This window comes from Anatilimnocola aggregata, assembly GCF_007747655.1.
In the GTDB taxonomy this organism is placed as follows: domain Bacteria; phylum Planctomycetota; class Planctomycetia; order Pirellulales; family Pirellulaceae; genus Anatilimnocola; species Anatilimnocola aggregata.
In genome coordinates this window covers 1,533,691-1,556,431 of record NZ_CP036274.1, presented here as the reverse complement: position 1 = coordinate 1,556,431, position 22,741 = coordinate 1,533,691, and the positions used below count along the sequence as shown (strand labels likewise).

The following is a 22,741-nucleotide window of genomic DNA, read 5'->3' as shown; positions in this document are numbered from 1 at the left end:
TCAAGCGATCTATTGTGCGGGTCGGTCGGTCAGGCGTAGATAGAGCGCATGATTGCGCGAGTTCTGCTCGCCGCGCTCCGTGAGCGGCAAGTCGGTCAATCCTGTATGCTGCCCAGATAGGCTCCAAGTAGTCTCGCGTTGCCTTACTAAATGAACCGTCGGAAGCATGGGAAGGCCCCTTTAAGGGCTCCCATTGCCACCAGAACCAATCGTCGAATGTAAGCGTCGATCGAGGTCTGCAGACAGCAAGACGATTGTGATCGCGCTTGCCGGCAAGCAGTGGACAAAGCGGCGGAAGTGGCTTTCGATGATGGCGCCGAGAAATGCACCGAAGAGAAATACGCTCCACACGCGCAAGATAATTGCCGCTCGATGAAAATGGGTGTCGTGGGGACTCTGTGGCGAGTCGACAGGAAAACGAAGATACGCGAATGCCAGGTGCTCAGCCAACTTGTGCAAACCGCCGGAAACGTAGCCGATGTTGATGGCTTGCCCGCCGATCCGTGAGACCGTGGCATTGAGCGCACCCATCGACAAGCTGAGCAGGGCGACCGAACCAACGGGAGTTGGGTGCAGCCAATCTAAAGCAGCATCGGCGAGCAATAGGGCCAGTGCGGTTGCAATGGCGATGCGGGTCGCATCGGAGCGGCGAGCATGGACCATCACGACTCCGAGGAAGGCCCCTGCCACAAAGCAAACGATCGCGAGTGCGCTTAACGCGGCAGGGAACGGCAACGCGGAAGCGGTGTCGACGCCCAGCCGCGTTGTATTGCCGCTCATAAACGAGGCGTAGACATGGAAGCGAATCAGGGCATGCGCATCGACATAGCCCGCAACGCCGGCGAACACATAAGCCCGCAAGCGCTGCAGCCGGTGATCTGCCTCGTCGGTCGGGTACAAGGTAAGTGCGGTCGTCATGAGGGCGTACCTGCGTGAACTGCGATCTCTTCGCGACCTTGCTACAGCGTCGCCTGACTACTGCCCTGCAACACGCGAACAATTAACTAAGCGAATCCGCTGGACACCCGGCTGCCGATTCACGGGTCGCGCAGCGCTAGTCCGCTGCGATATGCGTCCCCTTGCCGGCCACGCTCCGCCGCATCAGCAGCACCAGGGGAACCAACACGATCGCGAGCACCCCGGCCAAAAAGAAAACGTCGAAGTAGGCCAGGGAAAGAGCCTGTTGCTGGCGCAGGTCATCGAGGGCATTCACAGACATCAGCTGCGAGGCGACGTGGTCGCCATTGGTCTGATAGAACAATGCGCTGGCGCGTTCCTGAAAGGACGTCACATGAGGATTCGTCGGATCTAGAAAATCATTCAGCCTCGCCAGATGAAATTGCTCACGCCGTTGCTGAATCGTTTGCGACATGGAAGTTCCGACACTTCCCCCCTCGTTGCGAAGCAGGCTTAGGAGGGCGATGGCCGACCCGCGTTTGTCTTTGGGTATGTAGAGATAAGCTGCGACATTGATGGGCGCGAAGATCAAGCCGAGTCCGGCGGTCAGTACCATGCGCGGCCCGATGATTTGCCACGGGCTGATCTCGATGTTCAGAGAGGCCATCCAAAGGTTCGACACGGCCAGGACAACCAATCCCGCTGCGATTAGATAGCGGGCATCGGTGCCGCGTCCCAGCAACACACCCACGATCACGAGCATCGTGATGGACGAAATGCCGCCTGGAGACAAAACGAGTCCCGCGTAAAGAGCATCGTAGCCGAATAGTGTTTGCAGCATGGCGGGCAGCGCGATGCTGGCCGCGTACAAAACCGCAAACGCGGAAAACAGCACGATGCCTGACACCGCCAGGTTACGCTCCTTTAAGACCCGCAGATCCAGGAGCGGATTGGCGCTCCGCAACTCGCGCAGCACAAACAGGAGCAGGCCAAACGTCAAGACAGACGCGAGTGTCTGGATCCGCCAGAATGGATCTTCCAGCCAGTTCCATTCCTGACCCTTGCTCAGGAGAATTTCCCAACTGGCTACAACGAGTGCCAGTAGTCCTAGGCCGATCAAGTCGAAATTCAGCGGTTTCTTCCGCAGCGATTGTCGTTCCGCTTGGAGATATTCAGGATCACGAACCAGAAAATGGCTCGCTGCAAAGGCCGCAATTCCGACTGGCACGTTAATGTAAAAGATCCAGCGCCAATCGTAATTGACGACCAACCAACCTCCCAGCGTCGGACCGATAATGGGACCTATTAGGGCGGCGATGCCGAACACGGACATCGCTGTGCCTTGTTTTTCGGGCGGAAAACTGTCAATCAGTATCGCCTGACTGGACGGCTGCAGCCCTCCTCCCGCGAATCCTTGGAGGATACGGAACGCAATGATTTGGCCGAGACTGGTCGCCATGCCGCACAGTCCGGACGCAATGGTGAACACCGCGATCGAGATCAGGAAGTAGTTACGCCTGCCGAGTCGCGCCGACAGCCAGCCGCTAATGGATAAGACAAGCGCGTTGGCCGCCAAGTAGCTCGTAATGACCCATTCGCTGTCCGTTTCGGCGACCGACAGACCTCCCGCGATATATCTCAATGCCACGTTGGCAATGGTCGTATCGAGGACTTCCATAAACGTGGGAATCACAACGGCGAAGGCGATGAGCCAGGGATTAAATGCTGGCCGAGCGGCGGGTGCGAGTTTAATGCTATTCATGATTCCCTCGCATCAAAGTGCTCGGTGTCGGATCGACGGAGCCTTGTGGCAAAGGAGCGTTCGGTTGCAGGAACTGCCCCGCATTGGGACCGCTGGGAGGCTCCTTGAAATAGACATACGGAGTGACGGACAGTCCGACAAAGAGTGGCGATTGGTCGGCGTCGTAGTTGGTGAGTTCGATGCGAACCGGCAGGCGCTGCACGATCTTGACGAAGTTTCCCGTCGCATTTTGCGGAGGGAGCAACGCCAAGGTTTGGCCGGTACCCATGGTGAAGCCGGTGATGCGTCCCTCAAACGCCTGCTTGCGGCCGTACATATCGACCTCACACACCGCTCGCTGGCCGATGCGCAGGTACGACAATTGCGTTTCTTTGAAATTGGCATCGATCCAGATTTCGGACAACGAGCGGACCGCCATCAAGGTCTGGCCGGCTTGAACGTTGTTGCCGGGATTGACGTTGCGGCTCGTGATCACACCGTCGATATCGCTTACCACCGTGCAATAGCGAAGGTTCAATTTCGCTTGATCCAGATCACGCTTCGCTTGCAGCAGCTTGGCTTCCGCCTGTCGAATCGGCGGCGCGTTCGGGATCAGGGCGGCGTAAATCCGGTCGAGATCCCCACTCGCATCTTGTTTGTCGAAGTCCGCAAGGACGTGCTTCGGCGAGGTATCAATCGAGGGGGCAACATATCCGAGTTGAGCCGAACTCTCGATAAACTTCGCCAGTGCTTCCCGAACGGTGGCGAAGCTTTGATCTAAGTCCATTGGGACGTAGCTCAGCTCTTTGCCTTCTGGCGGTTCGAGCGACAAACCCAGTCCCGATCGGTTAGCGCGAACCAGTTGCAGGGCTTCGTCCACATTGGCTTCGTCCGCTTTGAACGTTTGTCGATCAACGTCCAGTTCCTGTTGGCTGATGGCGCCTGAAGTAACCAACTTTTCGGCTCGCACAAGATTGATGCGTGCGAGTTCCATATCCGCCTTTCGGCTGGAGTGGGTTGCGACGCTCGCTTGCAGGCCGGCGATTTTGTTGTCGACCATCTCGATCACATACTCCAACTCGTATCGATCGGCCTGCGTCTGACCGACGAGCGCGCGAACCTGCGCATTCGCCGCGACTAAATCAGCTTCTGCGAGCACCACAGCAGCTTGTTTTTGCTCCACCGCGATTCGATAAGGCTCTGGGTCGAGTTGGACCAGGATGTCGCCTTTCTTCACACGGTAGTTGTTGTCAACCAAAACTTTGGTCACCTGTCCCGGCACGCGCGGCGCCAAAAAAGTCACGTGCCCGTTCACATAGGCATCGTCCGTCGATACGGAAATGAACGCCGTCTTGAGCGGAGACCAAGAACCCCAGACCGCGAGGAGAGCAGCCGCGGCGATTCCGACATACATCCACACGCTTTGCAGGCTGACGCTGTGCCGACTTGTCGAAGCGGCGGTCTCCGGCTGAGGGGCATCTGGCGGCGCAACCTGCGGCTGGTGATTGATGGCAGGAGGCTCGCGCGGCGGAATCGGCTGCTCAAGCTGACTGGTATCGTCACGATTCATTGAAAGACCCTCCCAGTTGAATTGGAGCGGTCTTCGAACCCGCTCCTGTGCTTCAACTGAGCGGATGGCCTGGACACAAAGAGAATTACTGAGCGTTTGTGCAGGTTTCAATCTCGGTGGGTGCGTATTTTTCCCACCAATCTGACCAAGAATGACCGCGGTCACAGGACCGCGCGGCCCGGAACCCAGGAGGCGATTACGGCAAGAGATTTGCTGAGTGTTTTTGGAGGAGTTCGGCGATTTCCTCGCGTTGGGTGCTGTCTTCTAGCAGCGAAAGGCACGTCTGCAGCGAGGCCTTCGCTTCCGAGAAGCGCTGTTCCTGCAGAAAGATCTCTCCTAGTACCCGATGAGCAGGCGCGAGTTTTCCGTCCAGTTTGATAGCCTGCTGCAGAAGCTGAATGGCCTCCTGCGGCCGTTCCTTCGCCAGTGCGAGACCCAAATTGACCCTAGACGCCACAGAATTTGGATCGAGCCGCAGCGATTCTTCGTATTGCAGGCGTGCCTCTTCGGAGCGGCCCAAGTTCGTCAACGCGACTGCCAGGTTGTTATGTACCGTGGCCGATGCAGGACGGATGGCGAGAGCAGCTTGATAGTAGCGAATCGATTCCCTGGGGTCGGTGGGGCGAATCGCGTCGGCCAATGACAAATTGGCGAGAAAGTCATCCACATGCTGCTGCTGCACACGTAAACGAAAGGCGGTCGCATCGAGACTGGCGGCCGACAAGCGATCTCCGAGGGCTCGCAGTTGCTGCACGGACGGCCGAGCAGAAATGGCGGACTCGGCCAAGCGACCGAGCGTTTCGCCATCGCTCCACGTGGCGGGATCACGGCAGCGGCGTTCCCAGTCGCTTCGCCCGGCGGGATCGGCATGCTGCAGAACTTGCAGGATCCAATTTCGGCGAGCAACATCGGCCTCACACACGGCCCAATCATCGAGCGCAGCAATGAGCGGGGGCTCGATATCTGACATGCCGATATGCGCGGCAATCGTCGTTGGCGAGTCGCCAACCTTCCCGAGGCCCGATTGGGCAAACAGCTCTTCATAGGCCGCGGCCGCTTGCCGATGGGGTTGCCAGGTCGAGTCAGGAGCAACAAGGGACATGGAGCGTTTGATGCCGATGGCTTCCAGCTTTTCGGCCAATTCCATATCACTCCGAGCGCGATCGATTCGCTGTCTCAGATCGGTGAATCCGCCGTCCCCCAGCTTGCCGAGAATCGCTCGGGCCTCGGCAAATCGTCCCGAGTCGGCCAGGTCGATACCCGACTCGAAACGAGAAGTTAATCGTGCCTTTTCAGCGCGGTCGGCGGCGCCCTGCGCCATTTCCCGCATCGCCTGACCGCTGATCAAACCCACCATTAAAAACGAGGCGAATGCCAACGCGGCGGGAAAGGGGTTGCGTCGAATCCAACGAACCCCGCGTTCCAAGGGGGCGACAGGGCGGGCCAGAATCGGCTCGTGCCGCAAGAGCCGATCCAGATCGTCCGCCAACGCTTGCGCGGAAGAGTACCGAGAGCGCGGATCCTTCTCGAGACATTTGAGGCAAATCGTCACAAGATCGCGCGGCAACATCGGATTGAAGCGTCCCGGCGAAACCGCTTCCTCCGTCGTCAGTCGGCGCTCCGTATCCGACAAGTTCTCGCCTCGAAATGGCGGGCGGCCGGTGAGCATTTCGTAGAGGATAGCACCGAGCGAAAAGATGTCGACGGCGGGAGCTGCCGAGTTGGATGCGCCGGTCATTTGCTCCGGAGCCATGTAGCTGGGGGTCCCCATCCGCGCGCCGGTATTGGTCAGGCCGCTGTCTCGTTCCAGCCAGCGGGCTAACCCAAAATCGGTGATTGTGGGTGCATCCCCCTCGGCCAGCAGAATATTCGCCGGCTTCAGATCGCGATGGACGATTCCGCAGTCGTGCGCCACTTGAACGGCCCGGGCCAAATCGCGCACCACTTTCGCCGACTCGCGCGCGGGCTGGATGACGCCATTCAGCCGCTCCGAGAGAGTTCCGCCACCGACGTACTCCATTGTGAAGTACGGAAGCCCTTCAAATTCGCCGATGTCAAAGACCTGGACAATATTCGCATGTCGAAGTGCCGCAACCGACTCAGCTTCCCGTTCAAAACGCAGAAGTTGGGTGGGACTGGCGTACGATCCCGTCAGCAACATCTTCAGGGCCACGACGCGGTTCAGCTTAAGGTGTCGCGCCTTATAGACGATGCCCATGCCACCGCGTCCCAGCACTGCCTGCACTTCGTATCCAGGAATGGTCGGCAGGGAAACCTCTTTGGTCGACTCCGACTTGAAAATCGCCTTCAGGCGCGCGGTCGTCGACGGAAAGATGGAGTCGACCTGGGCAGCAACGGCTTTTACTTTTCGCAAGCGGTCGTGAACTTGCTGCAGTAGTTCCGGCAGCTCCGCACAGACCTCTTCAGGGGTCCGGTCCGAATCGAGGATTTCCTCAACCAGCTCGTCGATACGCTCGTCGTGAACCATGAAGAACTTTGGCGAAAGTTTAAGGTGTATCGTTTGGTGACGGGCTGGGATTCAAGTCGTTCAGACTGTCCGCCAGAATCATCAGGCCGCGATTCAACCGGCGTTGAACCGTTTTCGTCGATACTTCTAAGAGATCGGCTACATCCTCGTGCGTCATACCCTGAACGCGAACCAGGCTGAACACCTCGCGTTCTTCTTCAGGCAACGCTTCGATTGCCTCCAGCATGCGTAACGTGTTGGGAGTCAGTTGAGACTCGCTCATGTCCCCTGCCGGCACAAACGCGTCCTGATATTCGATCGCGGGCGTGCGGCTGTCCAACCGACGCGCTAGGTCGTTGAGCTCCCACCGCATGTGTTGATTGGCCAATGCGAAGAACTGGCGGACGGAAGTCGGCCGAACTTCACGCATCGCCCGCATGAGTCGATCCACCACGGTACTCAGCATCTCCTCGGAATTGAGGTTGAGAGGCGGCCGGGCCAGCCGAGGGTAGCTGCGGAGCAAGAGCGATTTGCAGAGCAAGTGCAATCTCGAAACCGAGCTATCCAGCAGGGCTCGGATGACCGGATCCGCTGGCTCGCAGCCGTCTAGGCGAGCAAGCTCGCCCAAATAGCGCTGGACGGCGATGGTGGTGCAGCCTTCATTCATCACGCGAGTTCCTAGTTTTATCTTCCTCCCTATCTTCGCCCGTGCGAGTCGGACACGGCAAGACCGGTTGTGGCGAGAAATGAACTACCCACTCCCCATTTTCATTCCCGGCCAGCTACGGCAGCAAACGTTTCAAGCCTGTCCACCACTCACGCTCAGTCTAGGCAGAGCGATAAACACTCCTTAGTCCGAAATGAAAGGTATCGTCATGCAAGCCATCGATCCAGCCTTTGACGAAGCGATTGACCATCGGGTTCGAGCCTTTTTGAAACAGGTGAACGCTGCCGGCGGCCCGCCGATGGAAGAGCTTTCGCCGCACGAAGCTCGGCAGGTGCTCACCACTCTGCAAACTTCGTTGCCTCTCGACCTGCCACCCGCACGGGTTTCGTCGGTGACGATTCACCACGACGGTCAGCCGCTCGATTTGACCATCGTGCGACCGGCCGGCTCCGAGAAGACGGTGCCGGCTTTTATGTTCTTTCATGGCGGCGGCTGGGTGCTCGGGGACTTTCCTACGCACGAGCGATTCGTTCGCGACCTGGTCGCATCTTCGGGCGCTGCAGCGGTGTTTGTGAACTACACGCGCTCGCCCGAAGCTCGATATCCCGTGGCCATCGAGCAAGCATACGCGGCAACCAAGTGGGTGGCCGAGTTCGGGCACACGATCCATGTCGACGGCAGCCGCCTCGCCGTGGTTGGCAACAGCGTCGGAGGCAACATGGCCGCGGTTGTCGCACTCATGGCTAAGGACCGCGGCGGCCCTGAAATTTGCTTCCAGGCCCTGATGTGGCCGGTCACCGATGCCTACTTCGAGACCTCGTCTTATCACAAGTACGGCAACGACCGCTTCTTGACCAGCAACATGATGAAGTGGTTCTGGGACAGCTATACGACCGACCCCGTCGAGCGCTCTGAGATCTATGCCTCGCCGCTGCGAGCCACGACTGACGAACTGCGCGGACTGCCTCCGGCGCTCATTCAAACGGCCGGCAACGACGTGCTCCGCGACGAAGGCGAAGAATATGCCCGCAAACTCGACGTCGCGGGAGTCGACGTGATTGCCGTCCGCTACAGCGGCATGATTCACGACTGGGGACTGTTGAACCCCCTCAGCCAAACGCCGGCCACACGTGCTTCGCTGCTGCAAGTGGCGGATGAACTCAAGCGAAGGCTGCGTTGAGCAACCTCGCAAGTTGAAATTGGTCCCGATGTTCAAACCCAAAGTATGAAGGGGAATCGCAATGATTACCAAACAATCCGAAGTCACCAACCACCGACCGAAATCGCCCCTGGCGACACCGTCCGATCTCACACCGGAAGGAGTCGCCGCGGTCGCCGCCGAATTGCGCGTGCTGCTCGCAGACGTCTTCACGCTCTATGTGAAGACCAAGAACTTTCATTGGCACATGAGCGGTTCGCACTTCCGCGACTATCACTTGCTGCTCGATGAACAGTCGGACCAGATCTTCGCGATGACCGACGACATCGCCGAGCGGGCTCGCAAAATCGGCGGCACCACCCTGCGGTCGATTGGCGACATCGCGCGAAGCCGACGGCTGCCCGACAACAACGAGGACTTTGTCGCCCCGCGCGACATGCTGGCCGAATTGACAGCTGATAACCAACTCCTCACGCGTTTGCTCCGCAGCGCTCACGCCGTTTGCGATGAACACAACGATGTAGCGACCGCCAGCTTGATCGAGAACTGGATCGATGAGACCGAACGTCGGACGTGGTTCCTGTTCGAATCGGCCGGACCCATGTCGTACGTGAATTCGAGCAACGAAGAGTAGCGTCGAACAGCGGTAAGCAAACGTCAAAAGAGCCTAAACCAATTTCCCCTTCATGCCGGAGTGTTTCCATGTCGCAACTTCAAAACCATGAGTTTTCTGAGGGCGTCACCATGCTGGACTTTGCTTCTCCAATCATCGCCCCGCATGGCGATGGTGGTGATACCAGCTTCATGAACAATGTGCCCGATCCGGTGACCGCGGGTCCGGAACTCCCCACCTTCAAGTTCGCTCTGGATAAATCGACGGGAAAAGTCATTGGCAACTGCTACGGCAAAGAAGCGACGGTCACGCAACTGCCCATTTCGAAGGGGCTGGCCGGCGTGTCGATGCAACTGGAACCGGGAGCCATGCGTGAACTGCATTGGCACGCGACCGCTGCCGAGTGGGCCTTTGTGCTTGAAGGGCAGGTCCGCACAACCGTGATCGCCCCCGATGGCACGTCGGAGACGAACGATTTCGAGCCGGGCGATGTGTGGTACTTTCCTCGCGGACATGGCCACGTGCTCGAATGCCTGGGAAACAAGCCGTGCCACTTCATTCTGATTTTCGATAACGGCTACTTCTCCGAATTCGGCACCTTCAGCATCACGGATTGGTTGGGACATACGCCAAAGGCACTGCTCGCGAAGAATTTTGGCCTGCCTGAATCTGCCTTTGAAGGGCTGCCCCAGGAAGAGGTTTATTTCGCCCAGGGCGAAGTTCCACCAACCGAGCAGACCGTTCCGCTGCAGGGCTGGAAGAAGCCAAAGCTCACCCACAAGTACGCCATGATGAAGCAACCTCCGCATCGCGTGTTCGCTGGTGGCCGCGAATGGACGGTCGATTCGACGTCGTTCCCCATCTCCACCACGATCTCCGGCGTGATTCTTGAGCTTGAACCAGGCGCCCTGCGCGAATTGCACTGGCATCCGACGGCCGATGAATGGCACTACGTCATCACCGGCAACATCAGCGTGACCATGTTCGGCTCGCACGGCCGCTACCGCACCGAAACTCTCGAACAGGGAGATGTGGGCTACATTCCCCAAAGGCTATGGCCACTCCATCGAAAACGTCGGCAGCACCCCCTGCCGCATTCTGATTGGGTTCAACACCGGCATCTATCAGACCATCGATCTGACTCAGTGGATCGCCGGCAACCCTACCGACATCTTGGCGACAAACTTTTCGAAGCCGGCCTCGCTGTTCGATAAGTTTCCCAATCGCGACGTCTTCGTCGCCGGTGTGAATGGGCCTGACAAGTAATTTCGCGTATTCAGTTCCCCGCCGCAGAGCGTCGCCAAGTCAGCGTAATTTTGAATGGTTGTGTGTCAGGTCGCCGTAGCAGGTCACCTGACACACGACCTTCTTGGCGTTTGTGTTTCGGCAAAAGTACCCGCCTGGCCGCTTCTCAGCGGTCACTCGCGCTCAGCCGATGCGCCGACGCGAGACAACAATCGCGGTTCACATGTGAGAAATGGCCCGACGTGAAAGGGTCGGGCCGCAGCAACTACTCGAATGGCCTACGCCCAAATGGAACCATTCAGCCCCGGCGAACTTGTGGCGGAGGGTAGTTTTGAGAAGGGGTTAGAAAATGAGGCCCTCCTTTCCTTGACTCGCTGTTGAACATGACGTTGCCGCCCCAGTGTGACCGCCTTGGACTGCCGGCGCTCGATACGGACGCTAAACGGCAAGCTATTGTCGCCAGCGGGCGCCACGCATCAAGGATAAGAAAGACGGGAAGCTGTTCGACGCCCTCAAGCATGTTGCCGAAAACGGGCAACGGTGGATTCCTGCCGCTGATGGCGGCGACGAACTGCTGCTAAGCAAGGCAGATTTTATCCGGCTTGTCGAGTTCGAGGGGAACACGCTTCAAGGAATGACCATTCCGACAACTCGCCCGTGGCGTGGGCGTTCTTCTTGCTCGATAGGAAGTGGTCGAGGTCATAGCGCCGCGTCACCCCGCCCTTAATGTGTTTGGGGTTCCTGCCGGCGTGCACGTCGTCGCGCTGTTCAAGATAGAGAATGAGCTCCGCTTGCCAATCAACCCACGGGTCGAAGTAGGGCAGCCGCCCACGAAGCTTCGTACACCATGTGCCGCGAGGATGCGCGGAAAGAAGGAATTCCGGGTAAGGCTTGTCCGGTCGCACTTTCGACATTTCCACAACTCCGAATGACAGTCCGAAGATAGGTTACTGTCGGTGCGGTTGTGTTATCGGTGGTACAAGCCTTTTGAGCGATTTCGGAATCGTCGTAAGTCGTTACTGTGTAAGTGGTCAGGGCCGGAGTTGAACCGGCGACACATGGATTTTCAGTCCATTGCTCTACCAACTGAGCTACCTGACCAGGAAGCTGCGAGACGCGTAATTCTAATCACCAGTTTCCGATCTCGGAAGCCCTGAAGCCACATTCCTGGGAGCGAGTTTTGAGTGGCTGCCCGAGGCAGAATGGGTCGCCAGCTGCGGATGACGATGGCCTGCCACGCGTTTCGAGCTAAATGGGCGAAAAATCGGCCGAAGCCGAGAACGCGGACAGAACAAAAACGCTACTTGCCGAGAGAGCGAGCAACGTCGGTGCGGTAGGCACTCAGGGCGGGCCAAAGGCCGACCAACATGGCGAGAAGAACCAGCGCCGGGACGATGAGCAGCTCGACCGGGAGTTTGAAGCTTTGGTTGAGTTGTTCGTTCCGGCTGGCGAAGTCGCTGGAGAGCCATTCGAGTGGGTGGAAAAACGGGTCTCCCCAAAGGTTCATGCCGATGAAGACCCCGGTTCGCTCTTCGATCGTCGGGCTCGCCCAGTAACAAGCAAAGTGCCCGAGCGCCCAGCCAATCGCGCAGCCGCCTAGCGAGAGCAACGTGGCTTCGAGCAGGATGATCGCCATCACTTTGCCGCGCCCCGCGCCCAGTGCGCGCATGACGGCAATCTCATGCCGCCGCTCGCTCATCGAGTTGTAAATGCTCACCAGAATGCTGATGCCAGAGACAATGCAAATGATCGAAGTCAAAATCAACAGGGTCCACTGAATCGGTTTGACGATTCCTTCAAACATGCCGACGATCACCGCGATCGGGGCAACGGCTTGAGCGCCGTTGAGCTTGTCTTTGTTGACAGCCCCTTCCACAAAAATTCCTTGCTTGGGGTCCATCTTCAGCAAGATGGCAGTCACTTCTCGTTGCTCGACGGGCAGTGGGTCGGGATCAGCCTCGCGCTCAATCAGTTGCTTTTGCTGTTGCCGGCGGCGGAACTCTTCCTTCATCTGTTCTTCGGTCAGCGGCACTTTCTCGGCGGCCTTTGTTTCCTCCGAACGCGTGTCTTCGACACTCTTGGCGTGGTCTTCCATCAAGTAGAAGCCTTCGATGTTGACGAAGACCGCGCTGTCGTTGGGTGTGCCGCTCGATTTCAAAATGCCGACGACGGTGAACTTCCGCTCATGCAAATGCCCTTCCGGATCGCCATGCGCTGGTGAAATTTTGTCGCCTAGATGAACGTCCATTTCACGAGCGACCTTCGCGCCCACAACCGCTTCGAAATATCCGTTCTCTGCACTGCGCTGCTGAAAGTTGCGCCCTTGGGCGAACTCGTATTTGCGATTGCGCTCGATATCAAAAACCAATTCATCCAAGAACTGCGGCGTGGTGCCGACGACGCGAAACTTGCCAAAGTAATCGCCCAGGCAGACGGGAATCGCCAGGTCGATCTGCGGCCCATACTTGCCGTTGCGTTCGAGGTCGGTCCACCGCGCGGCGACCTGCTGTTCACTGGCGAAGGCCGCTTGCAAGGCAAGTGCATCGAGTCCGCTGCTGGTCGCAAAGTTGGCAAGTTCGGCGGTCTCGAACAGTTGCTTGTGGCCGCGCAGGCGGAGCGAATCCTTCAGCATCAGCGCGCGTGCGTCGCGCTTGTGAAACTCCAGGTAGTAGTCGTACGAAATGTTCTCGACCGGTCGGCTGAGATAGTAGACCGTGTTGAGCACCAATTGCTCTTGGCCGCCTTTCGCCCCGACAATCATGTTGTAGCCAAGGCTGGCGTTGCTCTCGAACGAACGCGACAGCACGCCATGCACGGTCAGCACGGCAACGACGAGCATCACGCCCAAGGCCATCGAGATCATGGTCAGGGCCGAAGCGACGCCCCGTTGCTGAATGCTGCGCCACGCGATGGTGAAGAGGCTCATGTACTTAGCGCCTCGCGATTGGCCAAATTAACTTCTTCCAGTTTGACGACACGGTCGAACTGGCGGGCAACTTCCGGCGAGTGCGTTACGATTAAGAGCGAGATGTTTTCTTCGCGGCAAGTCTCGCGAATCAAATCGATAATCATCTGCTGATTGCGCGGGTCGATATTCGCCGTCGGCTCGTCGGCCAACAGCAAGCTGGGCTTGTTGGCCAAAGCTCGGGCGACCGCAACCCGCTGCTGCTCACCAACCGACAGGGCGCTCGGTTTGTGCGTGCTGCGATGTTCGAGGCCCACACGTTTGAGCAAGTGCCGCGCGCGAGGCGGATCCTTGCGACCCTGAGCGAAGGTCATGCCGAGCAGCACGTTTTCGTAGGCGGTGAAGCCGGGGAGTAAGTTGAACGTTTGGAAAACGTAGCCGATTTTAGCAGCCCGAACTTTGTCGACACCTGCTTCCGACAACGAAGCGAGATTGATCTTATCGAGCCAGATTTCGCCCCGATCTGCCCGGCTGATGCCGGCAATCGTATGGAGCAACGTGGTCTTGCCGCAACCGCTGCGGCCGACCAACACAAGCTGCTCACCCGTTTCGACACGGAAGTGCGGAATGTCCAGGATCGGCAATTTGGTGCCCCCTGGCTCATCGTAGGATTTGCCGACATTTTTGAGTTCGAGCATGTCCGTTGCCGCGTTGGTGCATCAATGAGGGAGCGTCCCGGCACTACTCACTGCACGTTAGCAATCGCAACTGAATTGCGAAAGGGCGCTTCGAATTGTACGGATGCCGAGGGAAGTTGGTTCGAATGTTTTTGCTTGGCCCACGGTTTCCCCATTGGGATAAACAATAGTCGAAGCTACTTACCTCGGCCTGTCACGGGATAGAGCGGGTCTTGATAGCCCTTGCCCGAGTGTTCGCCCTTGGGCACCAGGCTATCGATGAACAGTTCGTCCTCGGCTGTGACTTCCACATTCAGGCAGCCCAAGTTGTCGTCGAACTGCTCCATCGTTCGCGGGCCGAGAATGATGGAAGTGAGAATTGGGTTTGCCAGGCACCAGGCCAGCGCGAAGTGCGAAGTGGCGACACCCTTTTTTTGGCAATAGCCGGTTAAGGCTTGAGCCACCTCGAGACTTTCGTCTCGCAATTCGGCCTGGCGCATGCGCACATCGTTGCGGGCAGCGCGGCTCCCTTCGGGGAATGGCTTGCCGGGCTCATACTTGCCACTGAGAATGCCGCGGGCCAGCGGACTGTAAGTCACAACGCCAAGTCCACGCTCCTTGCAGAGCGGCAGCAGTTCGACCTCGACATCACGGTTGACGATGTTATAGAGGGGCTGAACGCAGGCGAATTTATTGAGGTTCAACTTATCGCTGGTCCCCAGCGCTTCGCTGACTTGCCACGCGCGAAAATTGGAGCAAGCCAGATAGTGGACCTTGCCACTGCGGACCATGTCGTCGCAGGCGCGCAGGGTCTCTTCGATGGGGGTACTGCTGTCGGGCGCATGGACGTAATAGAGGTCGACGTAGTCGGTTCCCAACCGCTTCAGGCTGGCATTCAACTCGTGCATCAAGTGAACGCGACTGGCACCCTGGTCGTTGGGGCCGTCCCCCATCTTGTTGCGACCCTTGGTCGCCAGGATTACGCGGTCGCGTTTGCCGGCCAGTCCCTTGCCAACGACAATCTCTGAGCCCCCCGTCGAATACATGTTCGCCGTATCGATGAAGTTGATGCCAAGGTCCAGCGCCTTGTGCATGATGCGGTGCGAGTCGGCTTCGCTGGTCGGCCCGCCAAACATCATCGTGCCGAGGCACAGATTCGAGACCTTGCAGCCACTGCGGCCCAGGGAGCGATAAGAGACTTTCGACATCAATCAAGCCTTTGTTGAACTTCAACCAACCAGTGAAACCGTTTATTACTTTTGCACGCGATACAAGTTCTTCTCAGTTCGAATGAAGAGCGCGCCATCACCGGCACCATACGAGGCGAGGGTTCGTTCGCCGTTGAAGCCGGTTTCGATTGGCTTTTCGAACGTCGTTCCTGGTTTCAGGACGAGCGCCTTTCCTTCTTCACTTTGAATGTAGATCTTGTCGTCTGCATACAGGAGCGAAGAAGAGTAATTGCCACCGATTCGCTCTTGCCAGTACGTTTCGCCGGTCAGTGCGTTCACGCAAGTTGCCACCCCTTTGTCGGCGACCATGTACAAGTCATTTCCCAACAGCAGCAGCGAAGGAGTGTGCGGCGCGCCCTTCTTCAAAGTCCACTCGACGTGCGTATCGGTGACGTCGCCGGTGCCGTCCGGACGAATGGCCATGACCTGCGCACTGTCGTAACTGGTGCTGATGTAAACCAGCCCGTGGCCGAAAATTGGCTTGGGAATAACCGAGTAGCCCTCGTGCTTTACATGCCAGATGCTTTCGCCAGTGGCCGGGTCAAGCGAATTCACCACACCAGCTCCGACGCTGACGATCTGCTGCTTGCCATTGACGCTAATCACTGTCGGCGTGCAGAAGGCGAACTTCTTGCCCGATTCGCCGGTGCGATTGAACTTCCACTTCACCTTGCCGGTGTCTGCTTCCAGGGCGGCTACGAATGGCGTCTTGCCGCCGTCGCAACTGAAGATCAGCCCCCCATCGACCAGAATCGGCGAGCAGCCGTTGCCGTGAACCGGCGCGTAGCTCAACTCGCGAGTCGACCACAGAACTTTGCCCTCAAGATCGAGACAGGCAGTTCCCTGATGGCCGAAGTGGACGAATAGGCGATTGCTGTCGACGAGCGGCGTTGGGCTGGCGTGACTATTCTTATTGTGGATCTTGGGCGAGGTCTTACCGTCCTGCACGAAGATTTCGTGATCCCACACCACTTTGCCCGACTTGGCATCGATGCACAAAGCCCGCAGCGAAAGGTCGTTGCTATCGGGTTCGGCACCCTCCTTGGGTGCGGCGGTGGTCAGATAAACCTTGCCGCGCGAGTAGCTCGGCGACGACCAACCCTTGCCGGCAATTTCCAGTTTCCAGGCAACGTTCTGCTGCTTGCCGTCAACCTCGGCTCCCCACTCCGAGGGCAAGTTCTTCTCGAGCGAAATCCCATCCCCGTTGATGCCACGAAACTGCGGCCAATCCTCAGCCTGCAGGAGGGCGAGAGGAGTAAGCAGACAACCGACCAAGGCAAGCAGGTACCAGCGGATCATCGGCGGCAAGCTCCGAAAGGCAGGAAAGTCGTGGAGGGATGCAAGCGGGAGGGATTCTGAGGGCGAACTTAGTTTAATAGAAACCCGAGCGATATGCTGCAGGGAGTGCCGCTGGACCTGCATCGAAAACGAATACGGAAAGTTCCTCAATCCGCATTCCGAATAGGTCGTCAGCCGGACAACCCAACGGGTGCTGGTACCGCGAGGTTAATCAACACCCCCCTTTTGCGAGAATCACTTGCAAGCTGTTTCGCGGCAACGCATTGCGGCTAACTTTCTAGTTCTGAAATCATCCTATTTGTTGATAAACCCCGCCTCTGAACGTGAGAGGCGTATCTTGCCGCCGGTGGTGATTTTCCAGAGAAGCCAAGAAACAGCCCCTCGTAACAGCGCGAACAGATCCTGCCGCGCGTCCACGTTCCTTTCGCCAGGTTGCCAAAACAGTCGATAAAATTATCAGCATTTATTGCCTACTTGTCAAGTACATACAAACGAGATTTGCTTGGCGATTCTGGCACCTGCGTTTCTAACACGACTTTTACGCGGCCGCGACGACTTTTTCACGCAGTAAGGTACGGGGGTGACTGGGCGAATTGCTATAGTAACCGGATCGCTTGACTCACCGATTTTCGCACCTTGACTCCTGGAATCATTGAGGTCGGCCGGTAATGGAAAGTTCTGCTGCGGCGCCGTCGTTGCAACCCGATCACGACTCTTTGCATCCCGCAGGCACAACGGAGCCGACGCACCTGCACCTGGCGAATGCTCCGGTGCCGGGCGTTTCCCGCGAGCGCGATTTTCCGGTCGAAGCACCTTGGCCACAGAAAGTGGCGATGTTGCTCGCAGTAACTTTGCCCTTCGCCGCGGTCATTTTAGGAATTGTCCTGCTCTGGCAACGCGGCTTCATGGGCTGGTTGTACCTGGCGATGCTGCTCGTCGGTTGGGCGCTGACGGGCCTGGGAATCACCGTTGGTTTCCATCGCTTGCTCACGCACCGCTCGTTCGATACTTATCGCTGGGTGCGGGCCACTTGGATGCTGATTGGCGCGCTATCGGTCGAAGGTTCACCCCTCGTCTGGTGCGCGGTGCATCGGCGGCATCACCAGTACAGCGATCAACAGGGCGATCCGCATTCGCCCCATCTGGCTGGCGATGGCTGGTTGGCCTGGTGGCGCGGGCTGTGGCATTCGCACAGTGGTTGGCTCTTCACGGGCATTTGGAGCCATCCCGAAATGCAGCGTTACATTCCCGATCTACTCGCCGATCCGGTGCTAGTGAAACTCGACCGCCTCTATTTCGTCTGGATCCTGCTGAGCTTCATCATTCCCACAGCCATTGGCGGGCTGGTTACCGGCACCATCGAAGGTGCCGCGCTCGGGCTCCTCTGGGGTGGCTTTGTGCGGGTGTTCGTCACGCACCACGTCACCTGGTCGATCAATTCAATCTGTCACCTGATGGGGCAACGAGAGTACGCTTCAGGCGATCATTCGCGCAACAACTGGGTCTGTGGAATCCTCTCGTTCGGCGAAGGGTGGCATAACAATCACCACGCCTTCCCCACTTCTGCCCGTCACGGCCTGCGCTGGTGGCAGTTCGATTGCAGCTGGCTCGTCATTCGGGCGATGGAATTCTGCGGGCTTGCCTGGAATTTGCGTTTGCCCTCGGCCCAGCAAATGGCCGACAAACGCTTAGTGCCGTAATCCCTCTCTCCAGTAGCCCGGCGCGTCACGCAGCGGGCCACCTGCTGAAGGCGAACGTGAATCGTTACGCGGAATTCAGAGCAGGCAAACCCCAAACAACAGTGCCCGCCCCACTCGCTAGTCTTGCAAGTGCGATTCGACGAACCAGAGATACTTGTCGACGCCGCGGCTGATGCCGGTGAACAGGTCAGCTGTTCCCTTGTCGCCGAGTTCGTCGGTGGTGTCGATGTCTTTGCGGACTAGTTTCCCGTAAGCGGCCAGTTCATCGGAGAGGGCAGTGACGTGCGCTTTCCAGTTGCTCTTGTTCACCGGATGGTCGGGAATTTCGGACTTCGCGAGTGCGCCCACGCTGCCATCGGCGATGCCACCGAGCGCGGTGATTCGTTCGGCGATGTTGTCGACATAGTCTTCAACTTCGCCATAGACCTCGTCGAACAGTTTGTGCAGAGCGATGAAGTTTTCTCCCTTCACGTTCCAGTGAGCTTGCTTGGCGCACAGCCCCAGTTTGATGCTATCGCGCAGGCGTTCGTTGAGGAGAGTGCAGAGTTTGGTCCGTTTCGCCTTGGCGAGATCGTTGCGGGTGTCAGCCATTGCAGGGAGGCTCCGAGGTTGTGATATAGCGAGGGATTTTTTGCGGACCACATTCTAGAGCGCGCACGAAAAAAAGACGACCTCTGCAAAGAATTACTTCTCCGCAAAAGTCGTCTTCTCGAGGATCGAGCAAAGTTCGCAGTTTTAGTTGGGCAGTAGCACCGTGGCGGTAAGTTCAAGCTGCTTGCGGGGGTCGGTCAGTAGCCGTGAACAATGTTCTTCGTCAGAAGAACGCCGCGCTTTCCTGTGGAGTGACTTGGCCGCAACATGCGGGAACTGGCTCGAAAGTCTTCAGCAGGGGCTTATCTGCCCCCGCCTATGTTCGTTATCTGCTTCACTTCGGCGGATGGGTCCGAAGCTTAAGGCTTGATGGTGTTGTTCGGGTTCGTAGTGTCGCGGAGATAGAAGGCGTCGATCTTCGCGTTCACTTCGGGATCGGCAAACGTCGGCCACTTTTCCTTGTCGAAGCCTTCGGCGGATTCGATGTACTTCTTGCTGACGTTCAGTTCGACCCAGTAATTGTTCGAGGTGTCGTGCTTAAGCGTCAGGGCTTTCCACGGCACAGCGAACAACTTGTTGTTGAAACCGAGGAAACCACCGTACGACACAGCTGCGTACCGAACGTGGCCCCGTTCATCGATGACAAGATCTTCGATCTTACCGAGGTCTTCGTTATCGCGATTCTTCACAGCCAAGCCCATCAACTTGCTGCCACGATGGGCGGCTGCGGTGGGAGCGGCGGCATTCGCGCGAACACCGGGGGCGTCGACTTGCACTCCGCCATTGCCGACATCGACACGGACTTGTGCGTTGGCCGACACGGCCAACAGGGATACGGCTGCGAGAGATAACCAGAGCGATCTCATGACAAAACTCCTGGAAAACAGGGAAGGACTAGGGTGAAACGTAAAGGCGAGTGACGCAGGCGAAGCAGCCTCTCGCCGGATTAATTCCGGTATTAGCCGCCTAACACTTGCACGACGTCTCGAACTCCTTGATTTGTCGCTCGGTCTCTTCTTTCGCCAGACCGTACTTCTGTTGAATCAGGCCCGCCAGTTGGTCGCGCTTGCCGCTCAGTTGGTCGAGTTCATCGTCGGTCAGCTCGCCCCACTTCTGTTTGGCGAAGCCTTTCATCTCGGTCCATTTACCGGCGATTTGGTCCCAATTCATTGCGTGTACTCCTAATCCGGTGCAGGTCTCACCGCCGACCAAAACGGCCGGCGGTTACATGGCCGAAGTTATGGAATGGGGCGACGAACGCCACCAGTGATCAAGCTGACAACGAACAGGACCAGGAAGACCACGAACAGGACTTGCCCAATCCAGGCCATCGTGCCGGCCAGCCCGCCAAAGCCGAGTAGGGCGGCAATCAGTGCCAACACCAAAAAAGTTAATGCCCATTGCAACATGACGATTCTCCTCAAAAAGTTCTCTGTATTTATTCCGTTATTTCACGATCCATTGGCAAGTGCGGCTGAGCTTTCAGTAGCACTCGCTGCTACAAGGGAAAGCAAACAAGGTGCCAAGCGGGCTACAGGGGCGGTAATAAACTTTGCGCGGCACCGCAACCAAAGAACTGCCAATGATTTGCGAAATACTCTGTCCCGCTTTAGAACAAAGCATTCGCGCTTTTGCTCCTGCCAGGCAAAAGGGGGTTGTCTGCGGACTACCCGCCTTGAACGAAAAGCGTCCAACTTTGTGCAGTCGAGCTGCCACTCTGCCCTGCCTGACACTGTTTCCAGTACCGAAAGTGGTACACCCCGTAGGCTTGCGTTCGGTTGACCAAGTGACACAATGAGTGGATATTCAACTTGCATGGCGCTGTTTAAGACGTCGGTAGGCGGAATGTCTCTCGTCGGTTGACCCCTCGCCCTGCCCATCCTTTCAACGCACACTCCATAACCAGAATGGTTCCCCGGGAGTTCTGAATGCCCAGCGTCCTAGTGATTGACGACGACCGTACCGTAGTGCACTTCATCCGGAGCGCCTTCAAGGGGCAGGATATCGAAGTGCTCGCGGCTGCCACGGCCGAAGAGGGGCTGAAATTGCTCCGTTCCGGCAAGCCCGACGCTCTGCTCCTCGATATCCTGCTGCCCAATACGACCGGTCTGAAGCTATTCGAAGAGGTTCGGGAGATCGACGCCAATTTGCCGGTGATCTTCATCACCGCCTCGGGGGAGAGCGATACGGCCATTGAGGCAATGAAGTTGGGTGCCTTCGACTTCCTGCTCAAACCTTTGGATGTGGCCAAGGTTAAGCACCTGGTCGAACAAGCGCTCGAGATTCGCCGACTGACCGCCATCCCGGTCGAAGTGCCGGAAATCACCGCTTCGGCCAAGAGCGATCAAGCGCTCATCGGTCGCAGCCCGCAGATGCTCGAAGTCTATAAGTCGATTGGTCGCGTGGCCCCCCAAACGGTAACGGTGCTGATTCGTGGTGAAAGTGGCACCGGCAAGGAACTAATCGCCCGCGCCATCTATCAACACAGCCTGCGGAAGGGAAAGCCCTTCCTGGCGGTCAATTGCGCCGCTTTGCCCGACGCACTGCTCGAGAGTGAACTGTTCGGCCACGAAAAGGGCTCGTTCACGGGTGCCGATCATCGACGCATCGGTAAGTTCGAACAGTGCAACGGCGGCACGATTTTTCTGGACGAAGTCGGTGACATGGCCCCGCTGGTGCAGGCCAAGTTGCTCCGCTTGCTGCAAGAACAACGGTTCGAGCGTGTCGGTGGCAACGAGACGATTCAAACCGACGTGCGGATCATCACCGCCACGAATCGCAACTTGGAATCGATGACCGAAGCGGGCACTTTTCGCCCGGACTTGTATTACCGTTTGAACGGCTTTGCCATCAAGTTGCCGCCGCTGCGCGATCGGGGCGACGACCTGCTGCTGCTCGTCGAAGCGTTCCTGTTTCGCTTCTCGCGTGAATTGAACAAGCCGTTGCAGCGTGTCTCGCCCGATGCGCTCAAGATCCTGCTCGAATACAACTGGCCGGGGAATATTCGCGAGTTGCAAAGTGTGATTCGCAAGGCCCTGCTGAATCTCACCGGGCCCGTGCTCGTTCCCGATTTTCTGCCCGAAGAAGTCCGCGAACCGCGGCGTGAATCTCACGATTCGAATGGCGGCATTAGCGACGAGAGTCGTGATCTGGGACGCTTCCTCGATGGTCGCTTAGCGGCCAACTCGGAAGATATTTACGCGGAAGCGATCGATTTTATGAATCGCTATGTCGTCACCAAAGTGCTGAAGACGGCTGGTGGGAACCAATCGAAGGCGGCCAAGATGCTGGGGATTACCCGCGGCAGCCTGCGTAGTAAGACGCAAACCATTGGCTTGAAGATCGACCAGGTGGTCTCGCAAGACGACGCTGGCGATGCAGGGGACGACGAATAGTCCGCCCCAAATTGACGCGATGTTCCAACGCTAGCGGTTATATCGCCCGCAGTAGCACGAGCACCAGCACAATCACGAGGATCAGGCCCAAGCCACCGCTAGGGCCATATCCCCAAGAGCGACTGTGTGACCACGTTGGGAATGAACCCATCAGCAGCATGATGAGCAGGATTAAAAGGATAAGGCCGGGAAGGGACATGGCAGATGCCTCGTAGTCGTGGTGGCGTACAGCCAAGCGAAATGCTTGCGTTGCCATCATCGAATGCACGTTCTGTGCCGAACCTTGAATAACGTCCGTTTGGCGAACTATGAGCTTGTGGAATGGCGTGGTCGAACGGCCACCCAGCTGCCGGTCCGCAGAGCGGATCTCGACAAGTCCTCTCGGTAAGTCCTAAAGAGACTTACGACGAGCAAAATCGCGATTAGTCTAATTGGGTGGTGTCCAACAATGGGGTGCATTGTTGGACAGTGCATGTCGTATCTCTCGGGAACGGCGCGCATGTGTGTCCAACTATCGCCGGATAGTTGAACAAGTTGGTCTGGTTTTTGTCCGCACACTGCAAGACCTCGCGACGTAAGTCTTCCC

Annotated in this window: 21 protein-coding genes and 1 tRNA gene; 5 read left to right on the top strand and 17 right to left on the bottom strand. The window is 57.7% G+C overall.

The window, feature by feature from the left end:
- Window positions 1-9: 9 nt before the first annotated feature.
- From ETAA8_RS35820 to ETAA8_RS06010, 6 genes are all read right to left on the bottom strand, one after another.
- Window positions 10-168, bottom strand: a complete 159-nt coding sequence (locus tag ETAA8_RS35820; protein WP_145086326.1) for a histidine phosphatase family protein — start codon at window positions 166-168, stop codon at window positions 10-12.
- Between the two features lie 12 nt (window positions 169-180).
- Window positions 181-918, bottom strand: a complete 738-nt coding sequence (locus ETAA8_RS06030) for a YoaK family protein (RefSeq protein ID WP_145086322.1) — start codon at window positions 916-918, stop codon at window positions 181-183.
- A gap of 136 nt (window positions 919-1,054) precedes the next feature.
- Window positions 1,055-2,659, bottom strand: a complete 1,605-nt coding sequence (locus ETAA8_RS06025) for a DHA2 family efflux MFS transporter permease subunit (RefSeq protein ID WP_145086319.1) — start codon at window positions 2,657-2,659, stop codon at window positions 1,055-1,057.
- Window positions 2,652-4,208, bottom strand: coding sequence for an HlyD family secretion protein (locus ETAA8_RS06020; protein ID WP_202921595.1), 1,557 nt, complete (start codon window positions 4,206-4,208; stop codon window positions 2,652-2,654). Before ETAA8_RS06020 ends, ETAA8_RS06025 begins: the two co-directional genes overlap by 8 nt.
- A gap of 196 nt (window positions 4,209-4,404) precedes the next feature.
- Entirely contained in the window at window positions 4,405-6,696 is a 2,292-nt protein-coding gene (locus ETAA8_RS06015) for a serine/threonine-protein kinase (protein ID WP_145086315.1), read from the bottom strand.
- Window positions 6,697-6,715: 19 nt separating this feature from the next.
- Window positions 6,716-7,342 carry an RNA polymerase sigma factor gene (locus ETAA8_RS06010; protein WP_145086312.1) on the bottom strand — a complete coding sequence of 209 codons (627 nt, stop codon included), beginning with the start codon at window positions 7,340-7,342 and terminating at the stop codon, window positions 6,716-6,718.
- A gap of 208 nt (window positions 7,343-7,550) precedes the next feature.
- On the opposite strand from ETAA8_RS06010, the gene ETAA8_RS06005 reads away from it, so the two are divergent.
- From ETAA8_RS06005 to ETAA8_RS05995, 3 genes are all read left to right on the top strand, one after another.
- A complete protein-coding gene (locus ETAA8_RS06005) occupies window positions 7,551-8,522 on the top strand; it encodes an alpha/beta hydrolase (RefSeq protein WP_238397687.1) in 972 nt (323 codons plus the stop codon).
- A gap of 61 nt (window positions 8,523-8,583) precedes the next feature.
- A complete protein-coding gene (locus ETAA8_RS06000) occupies window positions 8,584-9,135 on the top strand; it encodes a Dps family protein (protein ID WP_145086305.1) in 552 nt (183 codons plus the stop codon).
- Window positions 9,136-9,203: 68 nt separating this feature from the next.
- Complete coding sequence (locus ETAA8_RS05995; protein WP_202921594.1) at window positions 9,204-10,328, top strand: cupin domain-containing protein; 1,125 nt, start codon at window positions 9,204-9,206, stop codon at window positions 10,326-10,328.
- 624 nt (window positions 10,329-10,952) lie between these two features.
- On the opposite strand, the gene ETAA8_RS05990 is transcribed toward ETAA8_RS05995, so the two are convergent.
- From ETAA8_RS05990 to ETAA8_RS05965, 6 genes are all read right to left on the bottom strand, one after another.
- Window positions 10,953-11,273, bottom strand: a complete 321-nt coding sequence (locus ETAA8_RS05990) for a hypothetical protein (protein WP_145086302.1) — start codon at window positions 11,271-11,273, stop codon at window positions 10,953-10,955.
- 114 nt (window positions 11,274-11,387) lie between these two features.
- Window positions 11,388-11,460: transfer RNA gene (locus tag ETAA8_RS05985), tRNA-Phe, on the bottom strand.
- Window positions 11,461-11,659: 199 nt separating this feature from the next.
- The gene (locus ETAA8_RS05980) at window positions 11,660-13,285 is read right to left on the bottom strand and encodes an ABC transporter permease (RefSeq protein WP_145086299.1); all 1,626 of its coding nucleotides are present in this window, start codon (window positions 13,283-13,285) and stop codon (window positions 11,660-11,662) included.
- Complete coding sequence (locus ETAA8_RS05975; RefSeq protein WP_145086296.1) at window positions 13,282-13,962, bottom strand: ABC transporter ATP-binding protein; 681 nt, start codon at window positions 13,960-13,962, stop codon at window positions 13,282-13,284. The genes ETAA8_RS05980 and ETAA8_RS05975 overlap by 4 nt, the downstream gene beginning before the upstream one ends.
- A gap of 176 nt (window positions 13,963-14,138) precedes the next feature.
- A complete protein-coding gene (locus ETAA8_RS05970; protein WP_145086293.1) occupies window positions 14,139-15,149 on the bottom strand; it encodes an aldo/keto reductase in 1,011 nt (336 codons plus the stop codon).
- Window positions 15,150-15,194: 45 nt separating this feature from the next.
- The gene (locus tag ETAA8_RS05965) at window positions 15,195-16,469 is read right to left on the bottom strand and encodes an outer membrane protein assembly factor BamB family protein (protein WP_145086290.1); all 1,275 of its coding nucleotides are present in this window, start codon (window positions 16,467-16,469) and stop codon (window positions 15,195-15,197) included.
- 668 nt (window positions 16,470-17,137) lie between these two features.
- On the opposite strand from ETAA8_RS05965, the gene ETAA8_RS05960 reads away from it, so the two are divergent.
- Window positions 17,138-18,169 (top strand): acyl-CoA desaturase, encoded by a 1,032-nt coding sequence (locus ETAA8_RS05960; protein WP_145086287.1) that lies wholly within the window; start codon window positions 17,138-17,140, stop codon window positions 18,167-18,169.
- Between the two features lie 117 nt (window positions 18,170-18,286).
- On the opposite strand, the gene dps is transcribed toward ETAA8_RS05960, so the two are convergent.
- From dps to ETAA8_RS05940, 4 genes are all read right to left on the bottom strand, one after another.
- A complete protein-coding gene (dps, locus tag ETAA8_RS05955; protein WP_145086284.1) occupies window positions 18,287-18,760 on the bottom strand; it encodes a DNA starvation/stationary phase protection protein Dps in 474 nt (157 codons plus the stop codon).
- 359 nt (window positions 18,761-19,119) lie between these two features.
- Window positions 19,120-19,626 (bottom strand): PRC-barrel domain-containing protein, encoded by a 507-nt coding sequence (locus ETAA8_RS05950; RefSeq protein WP_202921593.1) that lies wholly within the window; start codon window positions 19,624-19,626, stop codon window positions 19,120-19,122.
- 100 nt (window positions 19,627-19,726) lie between these two features.
- The gene (locus ETAA8_RS05945) at window positions 19,727-19,930 is read right to left on the bottom strand and encodes a CsbD family protein (RefSeq protein ID WP_145086281.1); all 204 of its coding nucleotides are present in this window, start codon (window positions 19,928-19,930) and stop codon (window positions 19,727-19,729) included.
- Window positions 19,931-19,998: 68 nt separating this feature from the next.
- Window positions 19,999-20,169, bottom strand: a complete 171-nt coding sequence (locus ETAA8_RS05940) for a DUF1328 family protein (protein ID WP_145086278.1) — start codon at window positions 20,167-20,169, stop codon at window positions 19,999-20,001.
- A 519-nt stretch (window positions 20,170-20,688) separates the two neighbouring features.
- Here ETAA8_RS05940 and ETAA8_RS05935 point away from each other — a divergent pair.
- Window positions 20,689-22,155: a sigma-54-dependent transcriptional regulator gene (locus ETAA8_RS05935; protein ID WP_145086275.1), complete on the top strand. Its 1,467-nt coding sequence runs from the start codon at window positions 20,689-20,691 to the stop codon at window positions 22,153-22,155.
- A gap of 37 nt (window positions 22,156-22,192) precedes the next feature.
- Here ETAA8_RS05935 and ETAA8_RS05930 read toward each other — a convergent pair whose 3' ends face one another.
- On the bottom strand, window positions 22,193-22,354 hold the full coding sequence (locus tag ETAA8_RS05930) for a DUF3309 family protein (protein ID WP_145086271.1): 162 nt from the start codon (window positions 22,352-22,354) through the stop codon (window positions 22,193-22,195).
- Window positions 22,355-22,741: the final 387 nt, after the last annotated feature.